We start from the raw sequence: 18209 nt of genomic DNA, 5'->3' as shown, positions 1-18209 counted from the left end.
GTACGACATGCCCGCTGTCAACATCACGCTTCAGCCTCGCCCCATCGACCCGTCGGTCGACCACGAGATCCAGGCGATCGTCGCCGGAGCCTCCGCCGGTGAGACATGCAACACCGATCTCGCCGCCGGTCCGTGGAACTTCGACGTGCGCCCCGGCTATGGCCCCGGCGCCTCCATGGGCGACGTCATCCCGACGGGCTCCCCTCGGCAGGGCGAGCTTCCGCAGGAGTACCGGGATGCCTCTGCGGAGGAGCTCGACGCCCGCGTGCGCGCCGCCAAGGCGGCGCTGGGCGACCGCGTCGTCATCCTCGGCCACTTCTACCAGCGCGAAGAGGTCGTGCAGCACGCCGATTACGTCGGCGACTCGTTCCAGCTGGCCAATGCCGCCCTCGAGCACCCTGAGGCCGAGGCGATCGTGTTCTGCGGCGTCCACTTCATGGCCGAGACGGCCGATCTGCTGTCCCGGCCGGAGCAGGCCGTCATCCTCCCCAACCTGGCCGCCGGCTGCTCCATGGCCGACATGGCCGACATCGATCAGGTGGAGGAGTGCTGGGAGCAGCTCGAAGACGTCTACGGCGACATGGCGGCCACCGATGCCGACGGCCTCGTCCCGGTGATCCCCGTGACGTACATGAACTCGTCGGCCGCGATCAAGGGCTTCGTCGGGCGCCACGGCGGCATCGTGTGCACGTCGTCGAACGCGCGGACCGTCCTGGAGTGGGCCTTCCAGCGCGGACGCCGCGTGCTCTTCTTCCCCGACCAGCACCTCGGCCGGAACACGGCGAAGGCGATGGGCGTGCCGCTCGAGCAGATGCCGATGTGGAACCCGAACAAGCCGTTCGGCGGCTCATCCCCGGCCGAGCTGGCGGACGCCCGCGTCATCCTCTGGCACGGGTTCTGCTCGGTGCACCGGCGCTTCTCGGTCGACCAGATCGAGAAGGCGCGGGCGGAGCACCCCGGCGTGCGCGTCATCGTGCACCCGGAGTGCCCGATGGCGGTCGTCGACGCCGCAGACGAGTCGGGCTCGACCGACTACATCCGCCGGGCGATCGAGGCGGCGACCGAGCCGACGACGTTCGCGATCGGCACCGAGGTGAACCTCGTGCAGCGCCTGGCCGCCGACAACCCGCAGCACACGATCTTCTGCCTCGACCCCGTGGTCTGCCCGTGCTCCACCATGTACCGCATCCACCCCGGCTACCTCGCCTGGGTGCTCGAGGGGCTCGTGGCCGGCGAGGTGCTCAACCGCATCACCGTGCCGGCCGACGTCGCCGACCCGGCTCGCCTCGCGCTCGAGCGGATGCTCGCTGCCAAGCCGCCGGCCGCGCCCGCGGCGGACTGGGAGAACGCCTCATGACCACTCCGGAGGTGCTCGTCGTCGGGAGCGGCATCGCCGGGCTCATCACCGCGCTGCACGCCGTTGAGCACGGCTGTCGCGTCACGCTCGTCACGAAGGACGTGCTGGAGCACGCCAACACCCGCTACGCGCAGGGCGGGATCGCCGGCGTCATGTTCGCGGACGACCGCGTCGAGGACCACATCCGCGACACGATGACCGCCGGCGCAGGGATCAACGACCCCGCGGCGGTGCGCGTGCTCGCGCAAGAGGGTCCGTCGCGGATTCGCGAGCTCGTCGAGCTGGGCGTCGCCTTCGACCGCGATGCGTCCGGCGACTTCGTGAAGGGCCTCGAGGCGGCACACTCCTATCCGCGCATCCTGCATTCGGGAGGGGACGCCACGGGGACGGCGATCGAGAAGGCGCTCGTGGCGCGGCTGCGCGCGAGCGACGTCGCGGTGATCGAGCACGCGTTCCTCATCGATCTCGTCGTCCGCGACGGACGCGCACGTGGAGTGGAGCTCCTCATCGGCGACGCGCCGGAGGTGCGGGGGCGCCGCCAGACGCTGACCGCCGACGCCGTCGTCCTCGCGACCGGCGGAGCGGGCGAGCTCTACGCGCACACGACGAACCCGCCCGTGGCCACCGGCGACGGGATCGCCGCCGCGATCCGCGCCGGCGTCGAGGTGAGCGACATGGAGTTCTTCCAGTTCCACCCGACGATCATCGGCGTGGGCGATGCCTTCCTCGTCTCGGAGGCCGTGCGCGGTGAGGGCGCGACCCTCATCGACGAGCACGGCCGCCGCTTCGCCTTCGACGCGCACCCCGACGGCGAGCTCGCGCCGCGTGACGTCGTCGCCCGGGCGATCGCACATCAGATGGAGCTGCAGCACGGCCGCCCGGTCTTCCTCGACGCGACGCATCTGCGCCCGACGTACGAGGAGCGGGCGTCGTTCCTCGCGAATCGGTTCCCCACGATCGACGCCGCGGTGCGCGAGCGCGGGCTCGACTGGGCCCGCGAGCCCATTCCCGTGACGCCGGCCGCGCACTACCTGATGGGCGGCGTCTCGACCGACCTCTTCGGGCGCACGTCGCTGCCGGGCCTCTACGCCGTGGGCGAGGTCGCCCGCACGGGCGTCCACGGGGCGAATCGCCTCGCGTCGAACTCTCTCCTCGAGGGAGCCGTTTTCGGCGCTCGCGCCGGCGACGTGATCGCTCAGGATGCCGCGTCCCGGGCGTGGCCCGTCACGCCGGCGGTCGCCGAGCCGGCCACGGTCGCCCAGCGCCCCCCGATCCCTGAGCATGTCGAAGGGTCGAACCCCGACCGCCCCGTCCCGCCCTTCTCACGCCGCGCACTCCAGCTCCTCCTGTGGGAGGACGCCGGCCTCGTCCGCGACGAAGCAGGCCTCGCGCACGCGGCATCCGTCCTCGCAGCCTGGCGGAGCGATGCGCGCACGCCCCGCACCGAGGCGGAGTTCGAGGACGAGAACCTCCTCGTCGTCGCCGAGCGCGTCGTCGCCGCGGCCCTCAGCAGGAGGGAATCCGTCGGCGCGCACTACCGGCGCGACGATGCCGAGGCATCCGTCCCCTCCGCGGCCGGTGCCCTTGCGGCGGAGGTCGCCTGATGCTCACACCTGCAGCGATCGACCGGACCGTCGCGGCGGCGCTCGAAGAGGATGCCCCCTGGGGAGACCTCACGAGCGAGTTCCTGATCCCCGAGGACGCGTCGGCGCGCGCCGACCTCGTCGCACGTGAAGGTGGTGTCTTCAGCGGGGGCGCGGTGTTCGAGGCGTCCTTCCGGCTCACCGATCCGCGGGTCGAGGTGCAGCTCGTGGTCGAGGACGGCGAGTGGTTCGAAGAGGGTGCGGTGCTCGCGGTGGTGACCGGCCCTGCCCGCTCGGTGCTCACCGCCGAGCGGATCGGGCTCAACTTCGTGCAGCGCATGTCGGGCATCGCGACGCTCACGGGCCGGTACGTCGCCGAGGTCGCGCACACGAAGGCCCGTATCGCCGACACGCGCAAGACGACCCCGGGGCTTCGCGCGTTCGAGCGGCACGCCGTCGTCAACGGCGGGGGCCACAACCACCGCTTCTCGCTCTCGGATGCGGTCATGGCGAAGGACAACCACCTGGCCGTCCTCGCGCAGAAGCACGCGTCGGTGACCGAGGCGCTCCGCGCAGCGAAGTCGCGCCTCCCCCACACCACCCACATCGAGGTCGAGGTCGACCGCCTCGAACAGATCGAGCCCGTCCTCGCCGCCGGCATCGGCACGATCATGCTCGACAACTTCTCGCTCGACGACCTGCGCCGCGGGGTCGAGGTCGTCGCGGGACGCGCGACGGTCGAGGCATCCGGCGGGGTCTCTCTCGACACCGTGCGCGCGATCGCCGAGACCGGCGTCGACGTCATCTCGGTCGGCGCGCTCACGCACTCCGCGCGCGCGCTCGACCTGGGGCTCGACGTCCGCATCGAGGTCAGCGGGGCCTGAGCCGTGTCGATGCTGTACTTCGACAACGCCGCGACGACCCCCGTCCGGCCCGAGGTGCTGGACGCCATGATGCCGTACCTCACGCGCTGGTACGGCAACCCGTCGAGCCACCACACGGTGGGCGAGGCCGCCGCCGAGGCACTCGCCGATGCGCGGCGCCGCATCGCTCGCGTGCTCGGGATGCGCGCGAGCGACATCGTCTTCACGTCCGGGGGCACGGAGGCCAACAACCTCGCGATCAAGGGCATCGCGATAGCTGCGCAGCTGCAGCGGGACGCGGAGCGATTCGTCACGACGCCCATCGAGCACGAGTCGATCCTCGAATCGGGCGACTACCTCGCCCGCATCCACGGCTTCGAGGTCACGCATCTGCCGGTCGATCGATTCGGACGGGTGTCGACGGATGCCGTCGCCTCGGCCCTCCGCGACGACACGGCGCTCGTCAGCATCGGCTACGCCAACAACGAGATCGGGACGGTCCAGGACATCGCGGCGATCGCCGAGGTGACGCGGAGCCGAGGCATCCCGCTGCACATCGACGCCGTCCAGGCCGCCGGGTGGCTGCCGCTCTCGGCGGCCGACCTCGGCGTCGACGCGATCTCGATCGCGGGGCACAAGCTCGGGGCACCCAAGGGCACGGGCGTGCTCGGCGTGCGCGGGAGGATCCCGCTCGAGCCGCTCATGCACGGGGGCGGCCAGGAGCGCGGCCGCCGCAGCGGCACGGAGGACGTCGCCGGCGCCGTCGGCCTCGCTACCGCGCTGGATCTCGCCGAGGCCGAGCGCGAGGAGTCCGCGGCACGCGTCGGCGCTCTTCGAGATGCCTTCGTCACCCGGGTGCTCGCCGGTGTGCCGACCGCCCGGCTCACGGGCGACCCCGTGCATCGGCTGCCGGGAACGGCGAGCTTCACCTTCGAGGGGACGAGCGGCGAGGCTGTGCTGCTCGAGCTGGAGCGTCGCGGGGTCGTCTCGTCGAGCGGGTCGGCGTGCGCTGCCGGAAGCGACGAGCCGTCGCACGTCCTCGTCGCTATGGGCATCTCTCCCGAGGTCGCGCAGACGGCCGTGCGGTTCACGTTTCCACATGCGCTGAGCGGGTCGCTGGACGCCGTCGCCGCGGCGGTCGAGGCATCCGTCGCCGCTGTACGATCGGGCGGGTGAGCCACCCGAGCGACCGCGCGGCGGTCACGATCATCGTGCCCGGCTACGAGGTGGCGGCGTATGCCGAAGAGGCGCTCGACTCGCTGCGCGCGCAGACGCGCGACGACTGGGCGGCGATCCTCGTCGACGACGCATCGACGGACGGAACCGCCGAGATCTTCGCGGATGCCGCCGCCGATGACCCTCGCTTCCGACTCGTGCGCCACGACATCCGTCAGGGACTCGCGGCGGCGCGCAACACGGGGCTCGACCTCGTCGAGACGCCGCTCGTGGGCTTCCTCGACGCCGACGACCTCTTCACGCCGACGGCGCTCGAGCGGCTGGTCGGGACGCTCGACGAGACGGGGAGCGACTTCGCGCTCGGTGCCTACGTGCGGCTCCGGCCCGACAGGAACGGCGGCTACACGACGGGGATCGTCCAGCCGTGGGTCGCCGCCGCCACCGACCCCGAGCGCCGCGCCACGAACATCGACGCGCACCCCGCGGCATCCGCCAACATCGTCGCGTGGTCGAAGGTGAGCCGTGTCGAGTTCTGGCGTCGTGCGGGCCTCCGGTTCCCGGTGGGCCGGCTGTACGAGGACCAGGTCGTCGCGCAGCGCATGTACGCCGCCGCGCGGGCCTTCGACGTCGTGCCCGACGTGCTCGTGCACTGGCGGGAGCGCGCCGACGGCACGTCCATCACGCAGCGCAAGGATGCTGTTCTCGTGCTGCGCGACTACCTCGACGGCATGGCCGGGGGAATCGCCGAGCTCGAGGGCGCGGGGCACGCCGCCGCAGTCCAGGAACGTGTGCGACTCATCCTCGCGATGGACCTTCCCCCGCTCGTGCGCATCGCGCAGGAGCACCCGGACGACGCCTACCGCCGCGCTCTCGGCGCGTTCACGCGCGACCTGTGGGCGCGCGGCGGCGCCGTGGCTCCTCTCGACGACGAGTCCGCCCATCTCGCCGCCGCAGCCCAGCTGTGGTGATCGGGCCGAGCTCGCGAGACGAGGAGTAATCCCGGGTCGAGGGGGTGGGGGCCGATCGTCCTCGTTCCGAGAGAAATCCTCATCCCCGGAGGACGGCGAGGGCGGCGAGGACGGCGCCCGGCGTCAGTGCGGGCCGGAGTCGGGCCAGGAGCGCCCCGCGGGGGCCTGGTCGAGCACCTGCACCTGCGCCGGCGCCGTGGCCGCGATCACGGCCTCGACCGGAGTGTCGGGGGCGCGATCGGCGCGGCGATCGGGGTGGTCGGCGTGGGCTTCGGCGGCCTCGGTCTCGAGGATCCGGGATGCCGCGAGCTGCTGCGCCGCGAGCTCGGCGTAAAGGCCGTCCCGGGCGATGAGCTCGGCGTGGGTGCCCGACTCGACGATGCGCCCCGCGTCGACGACGTGGATGACGTCGGCCCCGATCACGGTCGAGAGCCGATGCGCGATCGAGAGCGTCGTGCGGCCGCGGGCCGCGGCATCCAGTGCCTCCTGCACGACGCGCTCCGACACGGTGTCGAGCGCCGACGTCGCCTCATCCAGGAGCAGCACGGGCGGATCTTTCAGGAGCACCCGCGCGATGGCGATGCGCTGCTTCTCGCCGCCGGAGAGCCGGTAGCCCCGCTCCCCCACGACCGTGTCGTACCCGTTCTCGAAGTTCGTGATGATGTGGTGGATGTTGGCGGCGCGGCACGCGGCCTCGAGCTCGGCATCCGTCGCCTCCGGCTTCGCGTAGCGGAGGTTCTCGCGGATCGTGGCGTGGAAGAGGTAGGTCTCCTGCGACACGATGCCGACGTTGTCGATGATGGACTCGCCGGTGAGGTCGCGCACGTCGGCGCCCGCGAAGAGCACGGACCCGCCGGATGCCTCGTACATGCGCGGCGTGAGGTAGAGCACCGTCGTCTTGCCGGCGCCGGACGGACCGACGAACGCGACGTGCTCGCCCGGGTCGGCCGTGAACGAGATGCCGTCGAGCGTCGGACGGGCGTCGGGCGCGGCATCCGGATACCGGAAGACCACGTCGCGGAACTCGATGCGTCCGACAGGGCCCGGCGCCTCGGACACCGACACGGCACCCGGGCGGTCACTGATCGCCGGAGCGAGGTCGAGATACTCGAAGATGCGCGCGAACAGGGCGGCCGACGTCTGCAGATCGAGCGCGACGCGCATGAGCCCCATGAGCGGCATGAGCAGCCGCGCCTGCACCGTCGTGAACGCGACGATCGTGCCCGCCGTGATGGTGGAGTCGACGCTGCCGGTGATGAGGTAGCCGGACACGAGGTAGATGACCGCGGGAACCGACGACATGATGACCTGCACGACGGCGAAGAAGCCCTGGCCGCTCATGGCGCGACGCACCTGCAGTCGCACCTGGTTGCGGTTCTCATCCTGGTAGCGCGCCGACTCGGTGCGCTGCCGGTTGAACGACTTCGAGAGCAGGATGCCCGAGACGCTCAGCGTCTCCTGCGTGATCGCGGAGAGCTCCGACAGCGACTCCTGCGTCTCCCCCGCGATGCGGGCGCGGACCTGGCCCACGCGCCGTTGGACGAGGATCAGCAGCGGCATGAGGAAGACGGCGATCAGGGTGAGCCGCCAGTCGATGATGATCATCGCGATGAGCGAGGCGATGACCGTGACGAGGTTGCCGAGGATGCTCGTGACCGTGTTGGTCAGCACGCCCGAGACTCCGCCGACATCGTTCTGCAGGCGGGATTGGATGACGCCGGTCTTGGTGCGCGTGAAGAACGCGAGCTCCATCGCCTGGAGATGGTCGAAGAGCTTGACGCGCAGGTCGCCGGTGACGCTGTTGCCGATCGTGGCGGTGTAGTACGTCTGCACGACGCCGAGCGCGGCCGACAGCAGGAAGAGCCCGATCATCGCGAGCACGAGCCGGATGAGGAGGGGGATGTCGGGCGGCGCTCCGTCGACCGGGAAGAGGGCGTCGTCGAAGATGCGCTGCACGAGGAGCGGCGGCACGACGGCGATCGCGGCACCCGCGACCACCAGGAAGCCGGTGAACGCGAGTCGTCCGCGGTAGGGGTGGAAGAGCCCGACGACGCGGGCTCCGAGATCGGGGATCTTCGGCGCCTCGGCGTTGAGCTTTCGCTGCGCCTCGATGTCGACGCCGCGGAAGGTGGCGCCCCCTGCTCCGCCCCCGCCACGACCCATGCTCATGCGCGAAAGCCTAATCAGCGCCAGGGACGTCGGGGCTACGCTGGACATATGACCTCGATCCCCGAGCAGCCCGACGGACCCGATCTCGACGCGCTCCGCAAGGACATCGACGAGCTGAAGAACACGCCGACCGAGGCGCTCATCGAGCCCGAGCCCGCCGAGCTGCTGCAGAACGAGCCGGAGCCCGAGCGGACGGATGCGATCGGCTCGGAGAAGTGGGACGAGCCCGGCGACGAGGAGCGCACCGAGGTCTGACGCGCCCGGGGCGCGACCTCAGCCCAGGTCGACCACGAGGTTGATGACGGTCGCGATGATCACCGTCGCGAAGAGGTACGCGAGCGCCGATTGGGCGAGGACGATCCGGCGCAGCTGATTCGTCCGCAGGTTGGTGTCGCCGATCTGATAGGTCATGCCGAGCGTGAGCGCGATGTACGCGAAGTCGCTGTACATCGGGTCCTCGGTCTGGTTGAAGTCGATGCCTCCGACGGGGTCCGAGTAGTACTCGGCCGCCAGACGGAGCATGTAGTCGGTCTGGATCAGAAACCAGGATGCCGCGACCGCCACGACGGCCAGGCCCGCGAGGATCCACGACTCGATCTCGGAGACGTTCCGCGTCTGGATGAGGACGGCGGCCACGGCGAAGAGGCTCGCGAGGCTGCCGACGAGGGCGATGACGCGTGCCGTGCTGCGCCCGGGATCCTCGGCTCGCGCATGCGTGCGGGTCTGCGCGGCATCCATCCGCCACGCCATCGTGAACGCCCACAGCCCCGCGACGAGGGAGGTCGCGGCCCATCCCGCGAGAATCCCGACCCACACATCCGCTACGATCGACAGCCACACCCCCACCACGAGGCCCACGGCGACAGCCGCCATTCCGCGCGGTATGACCGTCGAATGCGTGGGGATCGAAGCGTCCATAACCGAATGTTGACATCCCGCCGGGGAATGGGATGTCCGACGTGGCCGTTAGCGTTCTTCGTGCACCACCTCCGGTGGTCGCCTTCCCCCCGCCCAGAGCTCTGAGGAGACGACCCATGGCTGCAACCGACACTTCGTCCTCCACCGGAAGCGTCCGAGCCGTCGCGCCGTCCTCGGGCGTGCTGCGGCCCGAAGAGAGCCGGGTCATCTGGCTTCTCCTTGCGGCGGCCTTCGTGGCGATCCTCAATGAGACCACGATGGGCGTGGCGATCCCGCACCTCATCACCGACCTCGGCATCACGGCGCTGCAGGCGCAGTGGCTCACCACGGCGTTCATGCTGACGATGGCCGTCGTCATCCCGATCACGGGCTTCCTGCTGCGCCGCTTCACGACGCGTCAGATGTACATCGCGGCGATGAGCCTCTTCTCGCTCGGCACGCTGATCGCACTTCTGTCGCCGGGCTACCCGCTTCTCGTGGTGGCCCGTGTGGTGCAGGCATCCGGGACGGCGATCATGATGCCGCTCCTCATGACCACCCTCATGACGGTCGTGCCGCCGAATCAGCGTGGCCGGATGATGGGGCGCGTGAGCGTCGTGATCTCGCTCGCTCCGGCGATCGGGCCCACGCTCTCCGGCTTCCTCCTCGACACCCTGAGCTGGCGCTGGATCTTCGGCATCGTCCTGCCGATCGCGCTCGTGGCGCTCGCGATCGGCGCGCGCTGGATCCACAACCTCGGCGAGACGACGCGCGCACCCATCGATGTCCTGTCGGTCGTGCTCTCGGCGTTCGGCTTCGGCGGTCTCGTCTACGGGCTGAGCCAGATCGGCGGCACGGCGGCGCACACGGACACGGCGGCCGAGGCCGCGGCGGGCACGGTCTCGAGAGTCTCGCTCATCGTGGCGCTGTCGGTCGGGGTCATCGCACTCGGGCTGTTCATCTGGCGACAGCTGCGGCTGCAGAGGACCGACGACGCACTGCTCGACCTGCGGGTCTTCCGCTCGGCCAACTTCTCGCTGTCGATCGGCCAGATGGGACTCCTGTCGGTGTCGTTCTTCGGCGTCATCACCGTCGTGCCGCTCTTCCTCCAGAACACGCTCGGTGTGTCCGCCCTCCAGACCGGGCTCGTCGCCCTGCCGGGTGCGTTGATCATGGGACTCACCGGACCGATCATCGGCCGCATCTACGACCGCTGGGGCACCCGCGTGCTCCTCATCCCCGGCACGTTCCTCGCCAGCGGGATGCTGTGGTTCTACACGACCTTCGACGAGACGACGTCGATCTGGACGGTCGCGGTATCCCAGACGCTCCTCTCGCTGGGGCTCGCGCTCTCGTTCACGCCGCTGTTCACGGCATCCCTCGCGTCGCTGCAGCCCAAGTTCTACTCGTACGGTTCGGCCATCGTCGGAACCGTCCAGCAGGTCGCAGGCGCCGCCGGCATCGCGCTGATGGTCGCGATCCTGTCGGCGTCCCAGGCCTCCGCCGCCGAGGCGGGCGCGTCCGACGCCGTCGCGGGCGCCGCCGGCGCGCACGCCGCGTTCCTCGTCGCCGCGATCGTGTCGCTTCCCCTTCTGGTCGGCGCCTTCCTGATCCGCAAGCCTGCCGATCAGCCGATGGGCGCGCCCGCCGGGCACTGATCCTCGGCAGCCACCGCGGCGTCCGTCCCCCGGGACGGGCGCCGCGGTGGCATGCTGGGCACTGGCCGACGCCCGCGACGCCGGCTCGCAGGAAGGAGCCGCCCATGATCGTCACGCCGCCGCCCCTCGAGGGCGCCGAGGGTCACGTCGCCGAGATGTACGACGCGGATCTGGCATCGGACGGGTTCGTCTTCAGCCACACGCGGGCCATGGCCGTCAACCCCGAGGCGCACACGGCGTTCGAGGCCCTCATCCGAGCGGTCGTCCCGTCGATCGGGGTGCGCAACTACGAGCTCGCGACACTCGCCGCGGCCCGCGCCATCCGTTCTCCGCACTGCCTCCTCATGCACGGACGGAAGACGCTGCGCGCGGGCGCGATGGACGAGGAGCAGCTCGAGCGCGTGGCGCGCGACTACACCGAGGCGGGACTCGGCGACGCGGACGTCGCTGTCATGCGCTTCGCGGAGCGTCTGTCGACGGATGCCGCATCCATGACCGATGCCGACTCGCAGGAATTGCGCGACGTCGGCTTTACGGACCGGCAGATCGTCGACATCGCGCTGGCCGCGGCCGCTCGCAACTACTACAGCCGTGCTCTTCAGGCCCTCGCGGTGCCGGTGGAGGACGTGCCCGGACTCAGCCCTGAACTGGCCGAGGCGCTGCTCTCGCCCGTCGAAGGGGGTTGAGCGCGGGGAATGTCGTCAGTCGATGCTGCAGGAGCCGCCGCCGCAGCACGAGGACGCGTTCGCCTCGACGACCGTCAGCAGGTTCTTCTCGTCCGCGATCGGCTGGAGCGTCGGGACAGGCAGGTTCGAGGTGGCCATGCGGACGATCCTAACCCGGTCCCGCGGGCGCGGGGCTCGGCCCCGGTAGGCGATCCCCGCCGAGAGCGCAAGCCCCGCGCGGTCTGTGCGACCGCTTCTTAGCGTGGACGCCCCGGCTGTTCCGCCGGCCCGAGCGAAGGGAACTCCATGAGCAGACTCGACGGCAAGCGTGTCGCATTCCTCCTGACCGACGGATTCGAAGACAGCGAACTGACCTCTCCCTGGCAGGCGGTGACGGATGCCGGTGCCACCGCGTCGCTCGTCTCGCCGGCCGACGGCTCGATCACCGGCAAGAACGGGCATGAGCAGGACGTCGACGTCTCGGTCGGCGACGCCGACCCCTCGGAGTACGACGCCCTCGTCCTGCCGGGAGGCGTCGTCAACGCCGACGCGATCCGGATGGACGAGGCATCCATCGCGTTCGCCCGCTCGTTCTTCGAGCAGCACAAGCCCGTCGGCGTCATCTGCCACGGCCCCTGGCTGCTCATCGAGGCGGGCGTCGTCGACGGCCGGACCATCACGAGCTGGCCGAGCCTCAAAACCGACCTCGAGAACGCGGGCGCGGACTGGGTCGACGAAGAGGTCGTCGTCGACGAGGGGCTCGTCTCGAGCCGCAAGCCCGACGACCTCCCCGCCTTCAACGCGAAGGTCGTCGAAGAGATCGCCGAGGGCGCGCACGTCGGTCAGACCGCCTGACGGCCACAGCGCGGAGGCGGGGTCGGCAGCGCGGCCCCGCCTTCGTCATGCGCGCCTACGCTGGGCGCGATGAACGATTTCGCGACAGCGCGCTGGTGCCGCAGTCGACGTGACGGGGCGGTGTGCACGCGCCCCGCGGGGCACGCCGGGCTTCACAACCGGATGGGCACGGGCCAGATGTGGTCGGATCGAGAAGCCGACCCGGCAGCGTGCCCGGGCTCGGGGGCGTCGGCGACCGCGGCGCCGAATCTCGCGGACGGCTTCCCCGACAGCCGAGCCCTGTGCGAAGTCTGTCTCGATTTCGTGCCGCTGACGGATGCCGGCGCCCTCGAACCGCACGATGCCTTTCGCGGCGCGCGCACTCCCGGCGAAGCGGCCGACCGGGCCGAATGGTTCAACTCGTTCGGCTGGACTCGCTGATGCGCGCCGATCAGAGCTCGACGCCGCCGGTCTGACACGTCGGGCAGTATTCGGCGGTCGTGCTGCCGAACTTGAACTCGCGGATCGTGTCGCCGCACACGGGGCACGCCTCACCCGCGCGTCCGTGCGCGCGCATGGCCGCGACCTTCGCCGCCTTCAGCTGGTCGATCGGGATGCCACGGCGAGCCTCGATCGCACCCCGCACGGTCTCGATCGTCCGGACGTAGACCCGATCCAGCGCATCGCCGTCGAGCGCAGCGGCGTGGGCGACCGGCGAGACTTTCGCAGCGTGGAGTATCTCGTCCGAGTAGGCGTTGCCGATGCCCGAGAGCGACTCCTGCTCCTGGAGGATCGCCTTGATCTGCTTGCGGCGCCCGCGTACGGCCTTGTCGAAGTCGCGCCGGTCGAAGTCGGCGCTCGCCGGGTCGGGGCCGAGCTTGGCGACAGCGGCCACTTCGGTCGGATCGTCGACGACCGAGAGACCCAGGCTCACCCAGTCGCCGGCATCCGTCGTCTCGAGGACCGCGCCGTCGTCGAAGGCGAACGTCGCGAGCGTGGGCGGCGCCTCCGCATCGGGCTCGCCTGTGTCGCCGGGTTCGCGCAGGCGGATCCAGCCGTGACGGCCGAGCGTCACGACGAGGTGCTGATCGCCGAGCCGCAGGTCGACGTGCTTGCCGAAGCGCTCGGCACCCGCCACCTGGGCACCCGCGAGCGACTCGGGCGAGCGCCCGCGCGTCTTGACCGTGCGGAACTCGATGACGTCGACATCCTGCAGGGTGCGGCCCGACAGGCGATCGGCGAGGAACTCGGCGAGCACCTGCACCTCTGGAGACTCCGGCATAGCGTCATCCTCCCACTTGGAACGGACACCCGAGCCGCCGCGCCGTGGACCCCGCGCAGTCAGTCCTCCGGGGCGACGGTCGCGAGTGTCTGCCCGCGCAACACCTGGTCCCCCACCCCGACGTGGAGCGACACGATGCCGGCGATCGCGGCCTTGACGACGTGCTCCATCTTCATCGCCTCCACCACGGCCACGGCGTCGCCTGCCTCAACCCGTGCGCCGTCCGCCACGGGCACCATGACGACGGTGCCCGGCATCGGCGAGTCGAGGTGCGGCTTCTCGTCGGCGCCGTCGCCGGCGCCGTGCTCGTTATCCTCGATCCGGATCCTGAAGGTCGCGCCGTCGCGCGTGAGCTCGACCTCCCCCTCTGAAGCGAGCGCCGGGAACGACCTGGCCACCCCGTCGAGGACGACCTGCGCCCGGTCACCGAGCCGCACCCCGGCCGAACGCCGGTCAGCGCTGTCGACCGAGACCTGAAGCGCCTCGCCCGTGCCCCAGATCCGCACGACGGCACGCTCCCCGCGTTCCTCGCGGAGCCCGTAGACGCGGGGCGCGGCCGGGCCGAGCCTCCACCCGTCGAGGCGATGCCAGGGGCCGGTCGGCCGGCCAGCGCTCGCGGCCGCATCAAGCAGGAGCGCCGCTTCGGCCCAGGCCGAGGCATCCGTCTTCGCGAAGGCGAGACCGTCGAGCTCCCGAGCGATGAGACCCGTGTCGAGGTCGCCCGCGGCGACGGCCGGCAGCTCCAGCAGGAGCCGCAGAAACTCGACGTTCGTCGTGACACCGAACACGGCGGTCTCGTCGAGCGCCCGCACGAGGCGGCGGCGGGCCTCGTCGCGCTCCGGTCCCCACGCGATGATCTTGGCGAGCATGGGGTCGTAGTCACTCGAGACGTCCAGGCCGTCCTCGAGCGCGGTGTCGACGCGGATGCCCTCGCCCGAGGGGTGCCGCACCGCGGCGACGCGTCCCCCGGTGGGAAGAAAGCCCGCCTGAGGGTCCTCCGCATAGACGCGAGCCTCGATGCTGTGCCCGTTCAGGCGCACATCGTCCTGGCCGAACGTCAGCGGCTCGCCGGAGGCGACGCGCAGCTGCTGCTCGACGAGGTCGACCCCCGTGACCTGCTCGGTGACGGGATGTTCGACCTGCAGACGGGTGTTCATCTCCATGAAGAAGAACTCGTCGGGCCGATCCGCCGACACGATGAACTCGACCGTCCCGGCGCCCAGATAGCCGACGGACCGAGCCGTCTCGCACGCGGCTTCGCCGATGCGAGCGCGGGTCGCGGCATCCAGGAGCGGAGACGGCGCCTCCTCGATGACCTTCTGGTGGCGGCGCTGCAGCGAGCACTCCCGCTCGCCGAGGTGCACGACCGCGCCGTGCGCATCGGCGAGGACCTGCACCTCGATGTGCCGGGGGTTCTGCACGTACCGCTCGAGGAAGAGCGTGTCGTCGCCGAAGCTCGCCGCCGCCTCGCGCCGCGCCGCCGCCAGAGCACGGGGCAGATCGTCGGCGGCTTCGACGACGTGCATCCCCTTGCCCCCGCCGCCCGCGGACGGCTTGATGAGCAGCGGGTAGCCGACGTCGTCGGATGCCGCGATCAGGTCGTCGTCGGTGAGTCCGGCCCGTGCGATGCCGGGAACCGTGGGCACACCGCGTTCCTGCACGGCGAGCTTGGCGGTGATCTTGTCGCCCATGACAGCGATCGCGTCGGGTCTGGGCCCGATGAAGACGATCCCGGCCTCGTCGCACGCACGCGCGAATGCGGCGTTCTCGGCGAGGAAGCCGTACCCCGGATGGATGGCCTGCGCCCCGGTCCGCCGGGCGGCATCGATGATGGCGGCGACGTGCAGATAGCTCTGCGCGGCGGCCGCAGGCCCGAGCCGCACCGCCTCATCGGCGAGGTGGACGTGGCGGGCCGAGGCATCCGCGTCCGAATAGACGGCCACCGAGCGGATGCCTAGCCGGCGCAGCGTCGCGATGATGCGGCACGCGATCTCGCCGCGGTTGGCGATGAGGACTGAATCGAACATCGTCCGCCTCACATCCGGAAGACGCCGTAGCCCGGCTGGCGCTGATCGGTCGCAGTTCCGGTCCAGGCCCGCATGCAGACGTCGAGGGCGAGTCCGAGGACGTCGCGGGTCTGGGCGGGCTCGATGATGCCGTCGTCCCAGAGGCGCGCGGTCGAATAGTAGGGGCTCCCCTGCTCCTCGTATTGCGCGCGGATGGGTGCCTGGAACTCCGCCTCCTCGTCGGCGCTCCACGAGCCGCCGGCGGCCTCGATCTGATCGCGGCGCACGGTCGAGAGGACGGACGCCGCCTGGGGGCCGCCCATGACCGAGACCCGCGCACCCGGCCAGAGCCACAGGAACCGCGGCGAGTACGCCCGCCCGCACATCGAGTAGGTGCCGGCGCCGAAGGATCCGCCGACGACCACGGTGAGCTTCGGCACCGATGCGCACGCGACGGCGTTCACCATCTTGGCGCCGTGCTTCGCGATGCCCCCCGACTCGTACTCGCGGCCCACCATGAAACCGGTGATGTTCTGCAGGAAGACGAGGGGGATGCCGCGCTGGTCGCAGAGCTCGATGAAATGCGCACCCTTGAGCGCTGACTCGGCGAACAGCACGCCGTTGTTGGCGAGGATGCCGACGCGGTGGCCATGCAGCCGCGCGAAGCCGGTGACGAGCGTCTCGCCCCACTCGCGCTTGAACTCGTGGAACGATCCCGCGTCGATGATCCGATCGATGATCTCGCGGGCGTCGTACGGGCTCGTGAGCTCGACGGGCACGACGTCGGCCAGTGTCTCGGGCTTGTGCGTCGGCGGTCGGGTCGCCTCCGGCTCGTACGGCAGTGGCGGCGAGGGCGGCAGCGTGGCGACGATGTCGCGCACGATCTGCAGCGCGTGCTCGTCGTTCTCGGCGAGGTGGTCGGTGACGCCTGAGACGCGCGTGTGCACGACCCCGCCGCCGAGATCCTCGGCCGTCACGACCTCACCGGTCGCCGCCTTCACGAGCGGCGGCCCACCGAGGAAGATCGTCCCCTGATTGCGGACGATGACGGTCTCGTCGCTCATCGCCGGCACGTAGGCACCTCCCGCCGTCGACGAGCCGAGCACCGCCGCGATCTGCGGGATGCCGTCGCGCGACATCCGCGCCTGGTTGTAGAAGATGCGGCCGAAGTGCTCCTTGTCGGGGAACACCTCATCCTGCATCGGCAGGAACGCGCCGCCCGAGTCGACGAGGTAGACGCACGGGAGCCGGTTCTCGGCCGCGATCTCCTGTGCGCGGAGGTGCTTCTTGACCGTGATCGGGTAGTACGTGCCGCCCTTCACGGTGGCGTCGTTCGCGACGACCATGACATGCCGGCCGTGAACGAGGCCGATGCCCGCGACGACACCCGCGGACGGCGCGTCGCCGCCGTAGAGGTCGTACCCGGCGAGCGGGGCGACCTCGAGGAAGGGGCTTCCCCGATCCAGCAGCAGATCCACCCGGTCCCGCGCGAGCAGCTTCCCGCGCTCGGTGTGCCGCACGCGCGCCTTCTCGGGGCCGCCGAGCGCCGCTTGAGCGCGCCGCTCGCGCAGCTCGTCCACCAGATCGCGATACGTCGGCTTCGTCGCCGTCGGCATCAGCCGCTCCTTCGGTTATTGACCATTAACCGAAATCAGGGTACACCGTCCCTGCGGGATGAGCGAGCGATGCGCCTCACCGCGTGCCCGCGACGACCGAGTCCTCATGCCACCGCGACGTGGAACTTGGGTCCGGGCCCGGCGTCGGCGGGCCGCTCGCCCGCCAGAATGGCGGGCAGCTCATCGAGCGACACGGTCGCGGCGATGAGCTTGCGCGGGTCGACCGAGCCCGACGCGTAGGCGGAGATCGTGCCGTCCAGGCCGGGCGAGGCGCTGAGGATCCCGGTGGCCGTCACATCGCGCAGCGCCAGCTCCCGCGTATCGAGCAGGCTGGGTGTGCCCGAGAGGCCGATGAACACGACTCTCCCACCCGGCTCGACCAGTTCGACCGCCCGCGCCGGCAGCTGAGGAGCGGTGGATGCCTCGATCACGGCGTCCCATCTGAGTCGGGGCAGCGAGGGCTCGGTCCACACCCCGTCGAACCCGAGTCCGCGCGCGAAGGCGAGCGAGCGCTCCTCCACCCCGACGAGGTGCACCTCCGCCCCGGCCGCCCGGGCGAAGAGTGCGCACAGCAGGCCGATGGTCCCAGGGCCGAGGATGAGCACGCGTTCGCCGCGGCGGAGGGCCGCGGCATCCGTCACCCGGAAGGCATTGCCGCCCGGCTCGACCATGGCGCCCATCGCATCGTCGACGGCGTCGGGCAGTCTGCGGAGGGCCCGAACCGGCACCGCGAGCTGCTCCGCCAGGGCACCCGGGCGACCTCCGCGGATCCCGATCTCGGTTCGGTCTGCGCAGACGTGCTGGCGCCCGCCGCGACACCGATGGCACACACCGCAGCCGAGCATCGTGTCGCCCGTCACCCTCGTCCCGATCCAGCCGGGGTCGACGCCGTCGCCGACGGCGCTCACCGTGCCCATCCACTCGTGTCCGATCCGCATCGGGAACGCGGCGTGCCCGGTATGCAGGTACTGCATCTCGCCCGTGTAGAACTCGACGTCGGTGCCGCAGATGCCGGCGCGGTGCACGTCGACCACCACTTCGCCCGGCACCGCTTCGGGCGGGGCGACATCCTGCACCTCGGCGTGGTTCGGACCGACGATGACGAGCGCCCTCATCGGCCGCTCCGGCGCGGGTC

17 protein-coding genes are annotated in these 18209 nt (G+C 70.9%); 10 read left to right on the top strand and 7 right to left on the bottom strand.

The window, feature by feature from the left end; genetic code table 11:
• The first annotated feature begins 7 nt into the window (after positions 1–7).
• From nadA to G5T42_RS12935, 5 genes are read left to right on the top strand one after another with little or no spacing between them, the layout of a single operon-like run.
• Positions 8–1357 (top strand): quinolinate synthase NadA, encoded by a 1350-nt coding sequence (gene nadA / locus G5T42_RS12955; RefSeq protein ID WP_165129088.1) that lies wholly within the window; start codon positions 8–10, stop codon positions 1355–1357.
• The gene (nadB, locus tag G5T42_RS12950) at positions 1354–2961 is read left to right on the top strand and encodes an L-aspartate oxidase (RefSeq protein WP_165129087.1); all 1608 of its coding nucleotides are present in this window, start codon (positions 1354–1356) and stop codon (positions 2959–2961) included. The genes nadA and nadB overlap by 4 nt, the downstream gene beginning before the upstream one ends.
• Positions 2961–3824 (top strand): carboxylating nicotinate-nucleotide diphosphorylase, encoded by an 864-nt coding sequence (gene nadC / locus G5T42_RS12945; protein WP_165129086.1) that lies wholly within the window; start codon positions 2961–2963, stop codon positions 3822–3824. Before nadB ends, nadC begins: the two co-directional genes overlap by 1 nt.
• Before the next feature lie 9 nt (positions 3825–3833).
• A complete protein-coding gene (locus G5T42_RS12940; protein ID WP_165129084.1) occupies positions 3834–4979 on the top strand; it encodes a cysteine desulfurase family protein in 1146 nt (381 codons plus the stop codon).
• Positions 4976–5947 carry a glycosyltransferase family 2 protein gene (locus tag G5T42_RS12935; RefSeq protein WP_165129082.1) on the top strand — a complete coding sequence of 324 codons (972 nt, stop codon included), beginning with the start codon at positions 4976–4978 and terminating at the stop codon, positions 5945–5947. The genes G5T42_RS12940 and G5T42_RS12935 overlap by 4 nt, the downstream gene beginning before the upstream one ends.
• A 123-nt stretch (positions 5948–6070) precedes the next feature.
• On the opposite strand, the gene G5T42_RS12930 is transcribed toward G5T42_RS12935, so the two are convergent.
• Positions 6071–8116, bottom strand: coding sequence for an ABC transporter ATP-binding protein (locus G5T42_RS12930; protein ID WP_206535640.1), 2046 nt, complete (start codon positions 8114–8116; stop codon positions 6071–6073).
• 48 nt (positions 8117–8164) lie between these two features.
• Between G5T42_RS12930 and G5T42_RS12925 the strand changes: the two genes are divergently transcribed.
• Positions 8165–8371, top strand: a complete 207-nt coding sequence (locus tag G5T42_RS12925) for a hypothetical protein (RefSeq protein WP_165129080.1) — start codon at positions 8165–8167, stop codon at positions 8369–8371.
• An 18-nt stretch (positions 8372–8389) separates the two neighbouring features.
• Here G5T42_RS12925 and G5T42_RS12920 read toward each other — a convergent pair whose 3' ends face one another.
• Complete coding sequence (locus tag G5T42_RS12920; protein ID WP_165129078.1) at positions 8390–9034, bottom strand: DUF1345 domain-containing protein; 645 nt, start codon at positions 9032–9034, stop codon at positions 8390–8392.
• A 116-nt stretch (positions 9035–9150) separates the two neighbouring features.
• Here G5T42_RS12920 and G5T42_RS12915 point away from each other — a divergent pair, with 116 nt between their 5' ends.
• Entirely contained in the window at positions 9151–10671 is a 1521-nt protein-coding gene (locus G5T42_RS12915) for an MDR family MFS transporter (protein ID WP_165129076.1), read from the top strand.
• 104 nt (positions 10672–10775) lie between these two features.
• On the top strand, positions 10776–11357 hold the full coding sequence (locus G5T42_RS12910; RefSeq protein ID WP_165129074.1) for a carboxymuconolactone decarboxylase family protein: 582 nt from the start codon (positions 10776–10778) through the stop codon (positions 11355–11357).
• Positions 11358–11372: 15 nt separating this feature from the next.
• Here G5T42_RS12910 and G5T42_RS17925 read toward each other — a convergent pair whose 3' ends face one another.
• Positions 11373–11495, bottom strand: a complete 123-nt coding sequence (locus tag G5T42_RS17925) for a hypothetical protein (RefSeq protein ID WP_277601754.1) — start codon at positions 11493–11495, stop codon at positions 11373–11375.
• 147 nt (positions 11496–11642) lie between these two features.
• Between G5T42_RS17925 and G5T42_RS12905 the strand changes: the two genes are divergently transcribed.
• Both G5T42_RS12905 and G5T42_RS12900 read left to right on the top strand, forming a co-directional pair.
• Positions 11643–12191 carry a type 1 glutamine amidotransferase domain-containing protein gene (locus G5T42_RS12905; RefSeq protein WP_165129072.1) on the top strand — a complete coding sequence of 183 codons (549 nt, stop codon included), beginning with the start codon at positions 11643–11645 and terminating at the stop codon, positions 12189–12191.
• 69 nt (positions 12192–12260) lie between these two features.
• Positions 12261–12611 (top strand): hypothetical protein, encoded by a 351-nt coding sequence (locus G5T42_RS12900; RefSeq protein WP_241245816.1) that lies wholly within the window; start codon positions 12261–12263, stop codon positions 12609–12611.
• A gap of 10 nt (positions 12612–12621) precedes the next feature.
• Here G5T42_RS12900 and G5T42_RS12895 read toward each other — a convergent pair whose 3' ends face one another.
• The 4 genes from G5T42_RS12895 to G5T42_RS12880 all read right to left on the bottom strand — a co-directional run bounded on the left by G5T42_RS12895 (position 12622) and on the right by G5T42_RS12880 (position 18189).
• On the bottom strand, positions 12622–13452 hold the full coding sequence (locus tag G5T42_RS12895; protein ID WP_165129070.1) for a DNA-formamidopyrimidine glycosylase family protein: 831 nt from the start codon (positions 13450–13452) through the stop codon (positions 12622–12624).
• Between the two features lie 59 nt (positions 13453–13511).
• Positions 13512–15479 (bottom strand): acetyl-CoA carboxylase biotin carboxylase subunit, encoded by a 1968-nt coding sequence (locus tag G5T42_RS12890; RefSeq protein ID WP_165129068.1) that lies wholly within the window; start codon positions 15477–15479, stop codon positions 13512–13514.
• An 8-nt stretch (positions 15480–15487) separates the two neighbouring features.
• The gene (locus tag G5T42_RS12885) at positions 15488–17074 is read right to left on the bottom strand and encodes a carboxyl transferase domain-containing protein (protein ID WP_165129066.1); all 1587 of its coding nucleotides are present in this window, start codon (positions 17072–17074) and stop codon (positions 15488–15490) included.
• A gap of 104 nt (positions 17075–17178) precedes the next feature.
• Positions 17179–18189: an alcohol dehydrogenase catalytic domain-containing protein gene (locus tag G5T42_RS12880; RefSeq protein WP_165129064.1), complete on the bottom strand. Its 1011-nt coding sequence runs from the start codon at positions 18187–18189 to the stop codon at positions 17179–17181.
• Positions 18190–18209: the final 20 nt, after the last annotated feature.

Source organism: Microbacterium sp. 4R-513, from assembly GCF_011046485.1.
In the GTDB taxonomy this organism is placed as follows: Bacteria; Actinomycetota; Actinomycetes; order Actinomycetales; family Microbacteriaceae; genus Microbacterium.
This window is presented reverse-complemented; position numbering and strand designations above follow the sequence as displayed.

What these genes read in the sequence shown, in the direction of transcription:
- nadA (WP_165129088.1), top strand. Translation starts at nt 8, where the DNA reads ATGCCCGCTGTCAACATCACGCTTCAGCCTCGCCCCATCGACCCGTCG.
- nadB (WP_165129087.1), top strand. Translation starts at nt 1,354, where the DNA reads ATGACCACTCCGGAGGTGCTCGTCGTCGGGAGCGGCATCGCCGGGCTC.
- nadC (WP_165129086.1), top strand. Translation starts at nt 2,961, where the DNA reads ATGCTCACACCTGCAGCGATCGACCGGACCGTCGCGGCGGCGCTCGAA.
- G5T42_RS12940 (WP_165129084.1), top strand. Translation starts at nt 3,834, where the DNA reads ATGCTGTACTTCGACAACGCCGCGACGACCCCCGTCCGGCCCGAGGTG.
- G5T42_RS12930 (WP_206535640.1), bottom strand. Translation starts at nt 8,116, where the DNA reads ATGAGCATGGGTCGTGGCGGGGGCGGAGCAGGGGGCGCCACCTTCCGC.
- G5T42_RS12925 (WP_165129080.1), top strand. Translation starts at nt 8,165, where the DNA reads ATGACCTCGATCCCCGAGCAGCCCGACGGACCCGATCTCGACGCGCTC.
- G5T42_RS12920 (WP_165129078.1), bottom strand. Translation starts at nt 9,034, where the DNA reads ATGGACGCTTCGATCCCCACGCATTCGACGGTCATACCGCGCGGAATG.
- G5T42_RS12915 (WP_165129076.1), top strand. Translation starts at nt 9,151, where the DNA reads ATGGCTGCAACCGACACTTCGTCCTCCACCGGAAGCGTCCGAGCCGTC.
- G5T42_RS12910 (WP_165129074.1), top strand. Translation starts at nt 10,776, where the DNA reads ATGATCGTCACGCCGCCGCCCCTCGAGGGCGCCGAGGGTCACGTCGCC.
- G5T42_RS17925 (WP_277601754.1), bottom strand. Translation starts at nt 11,495, where the DNA reads ATGGCCACCTCGAACCTGCCTGTCCCGACGCTCCAGCCGATCGCGGAC.
- G5T42_RS12905 (WP_165129072.1), top strand. Translation starts at nt 11,643, where the DNA reads ATGAGCAGACTCGACGGCAAGCGTGTCGCATTCCTCCTGACCGACGGA.
- G5T42_RS12900 (WP_241245816.1), top strand. Translation starts at nt 12,261, where the DNA reads ATGAACGATTTCGCGACAGCGCGCTGGTGCCGCAGTCGACGTGACGGG.
- G5T42_RS12895 (WP_165129070.1), bottom strand. Translation starts at nt 13,452, where the DNA reads ATGCCGGAGTCTCCAGAGGTGCAGGTGCTCGCCGAGTTCCTCGCCGAT.
- G5T42_RS12890 (WP_165129068.1), bottom strand. Translation starts at nt 15,479, where the DNA reads ATGTTCGATTCAGTCCTCATCGCCAACCGCGGCGAGATCGCGTGCCGC.
- G5T42_RS12885 (WP_165129066.1), bottom strand. Translation starts at nt 17,074, where the DNA reads ATGCCGACGGCGACGAAGCCGACGTATCGCGATCTGGTGGACGAGCTG.
- G5T42_RS12880 (WP_165129064.1), bottom strand. Translation starts at nt 18,189, where the DNA reads ATGAGGGCGCTCGTCATCGTCGGTCCGAACCACGCCGAGGTGCAGGAT.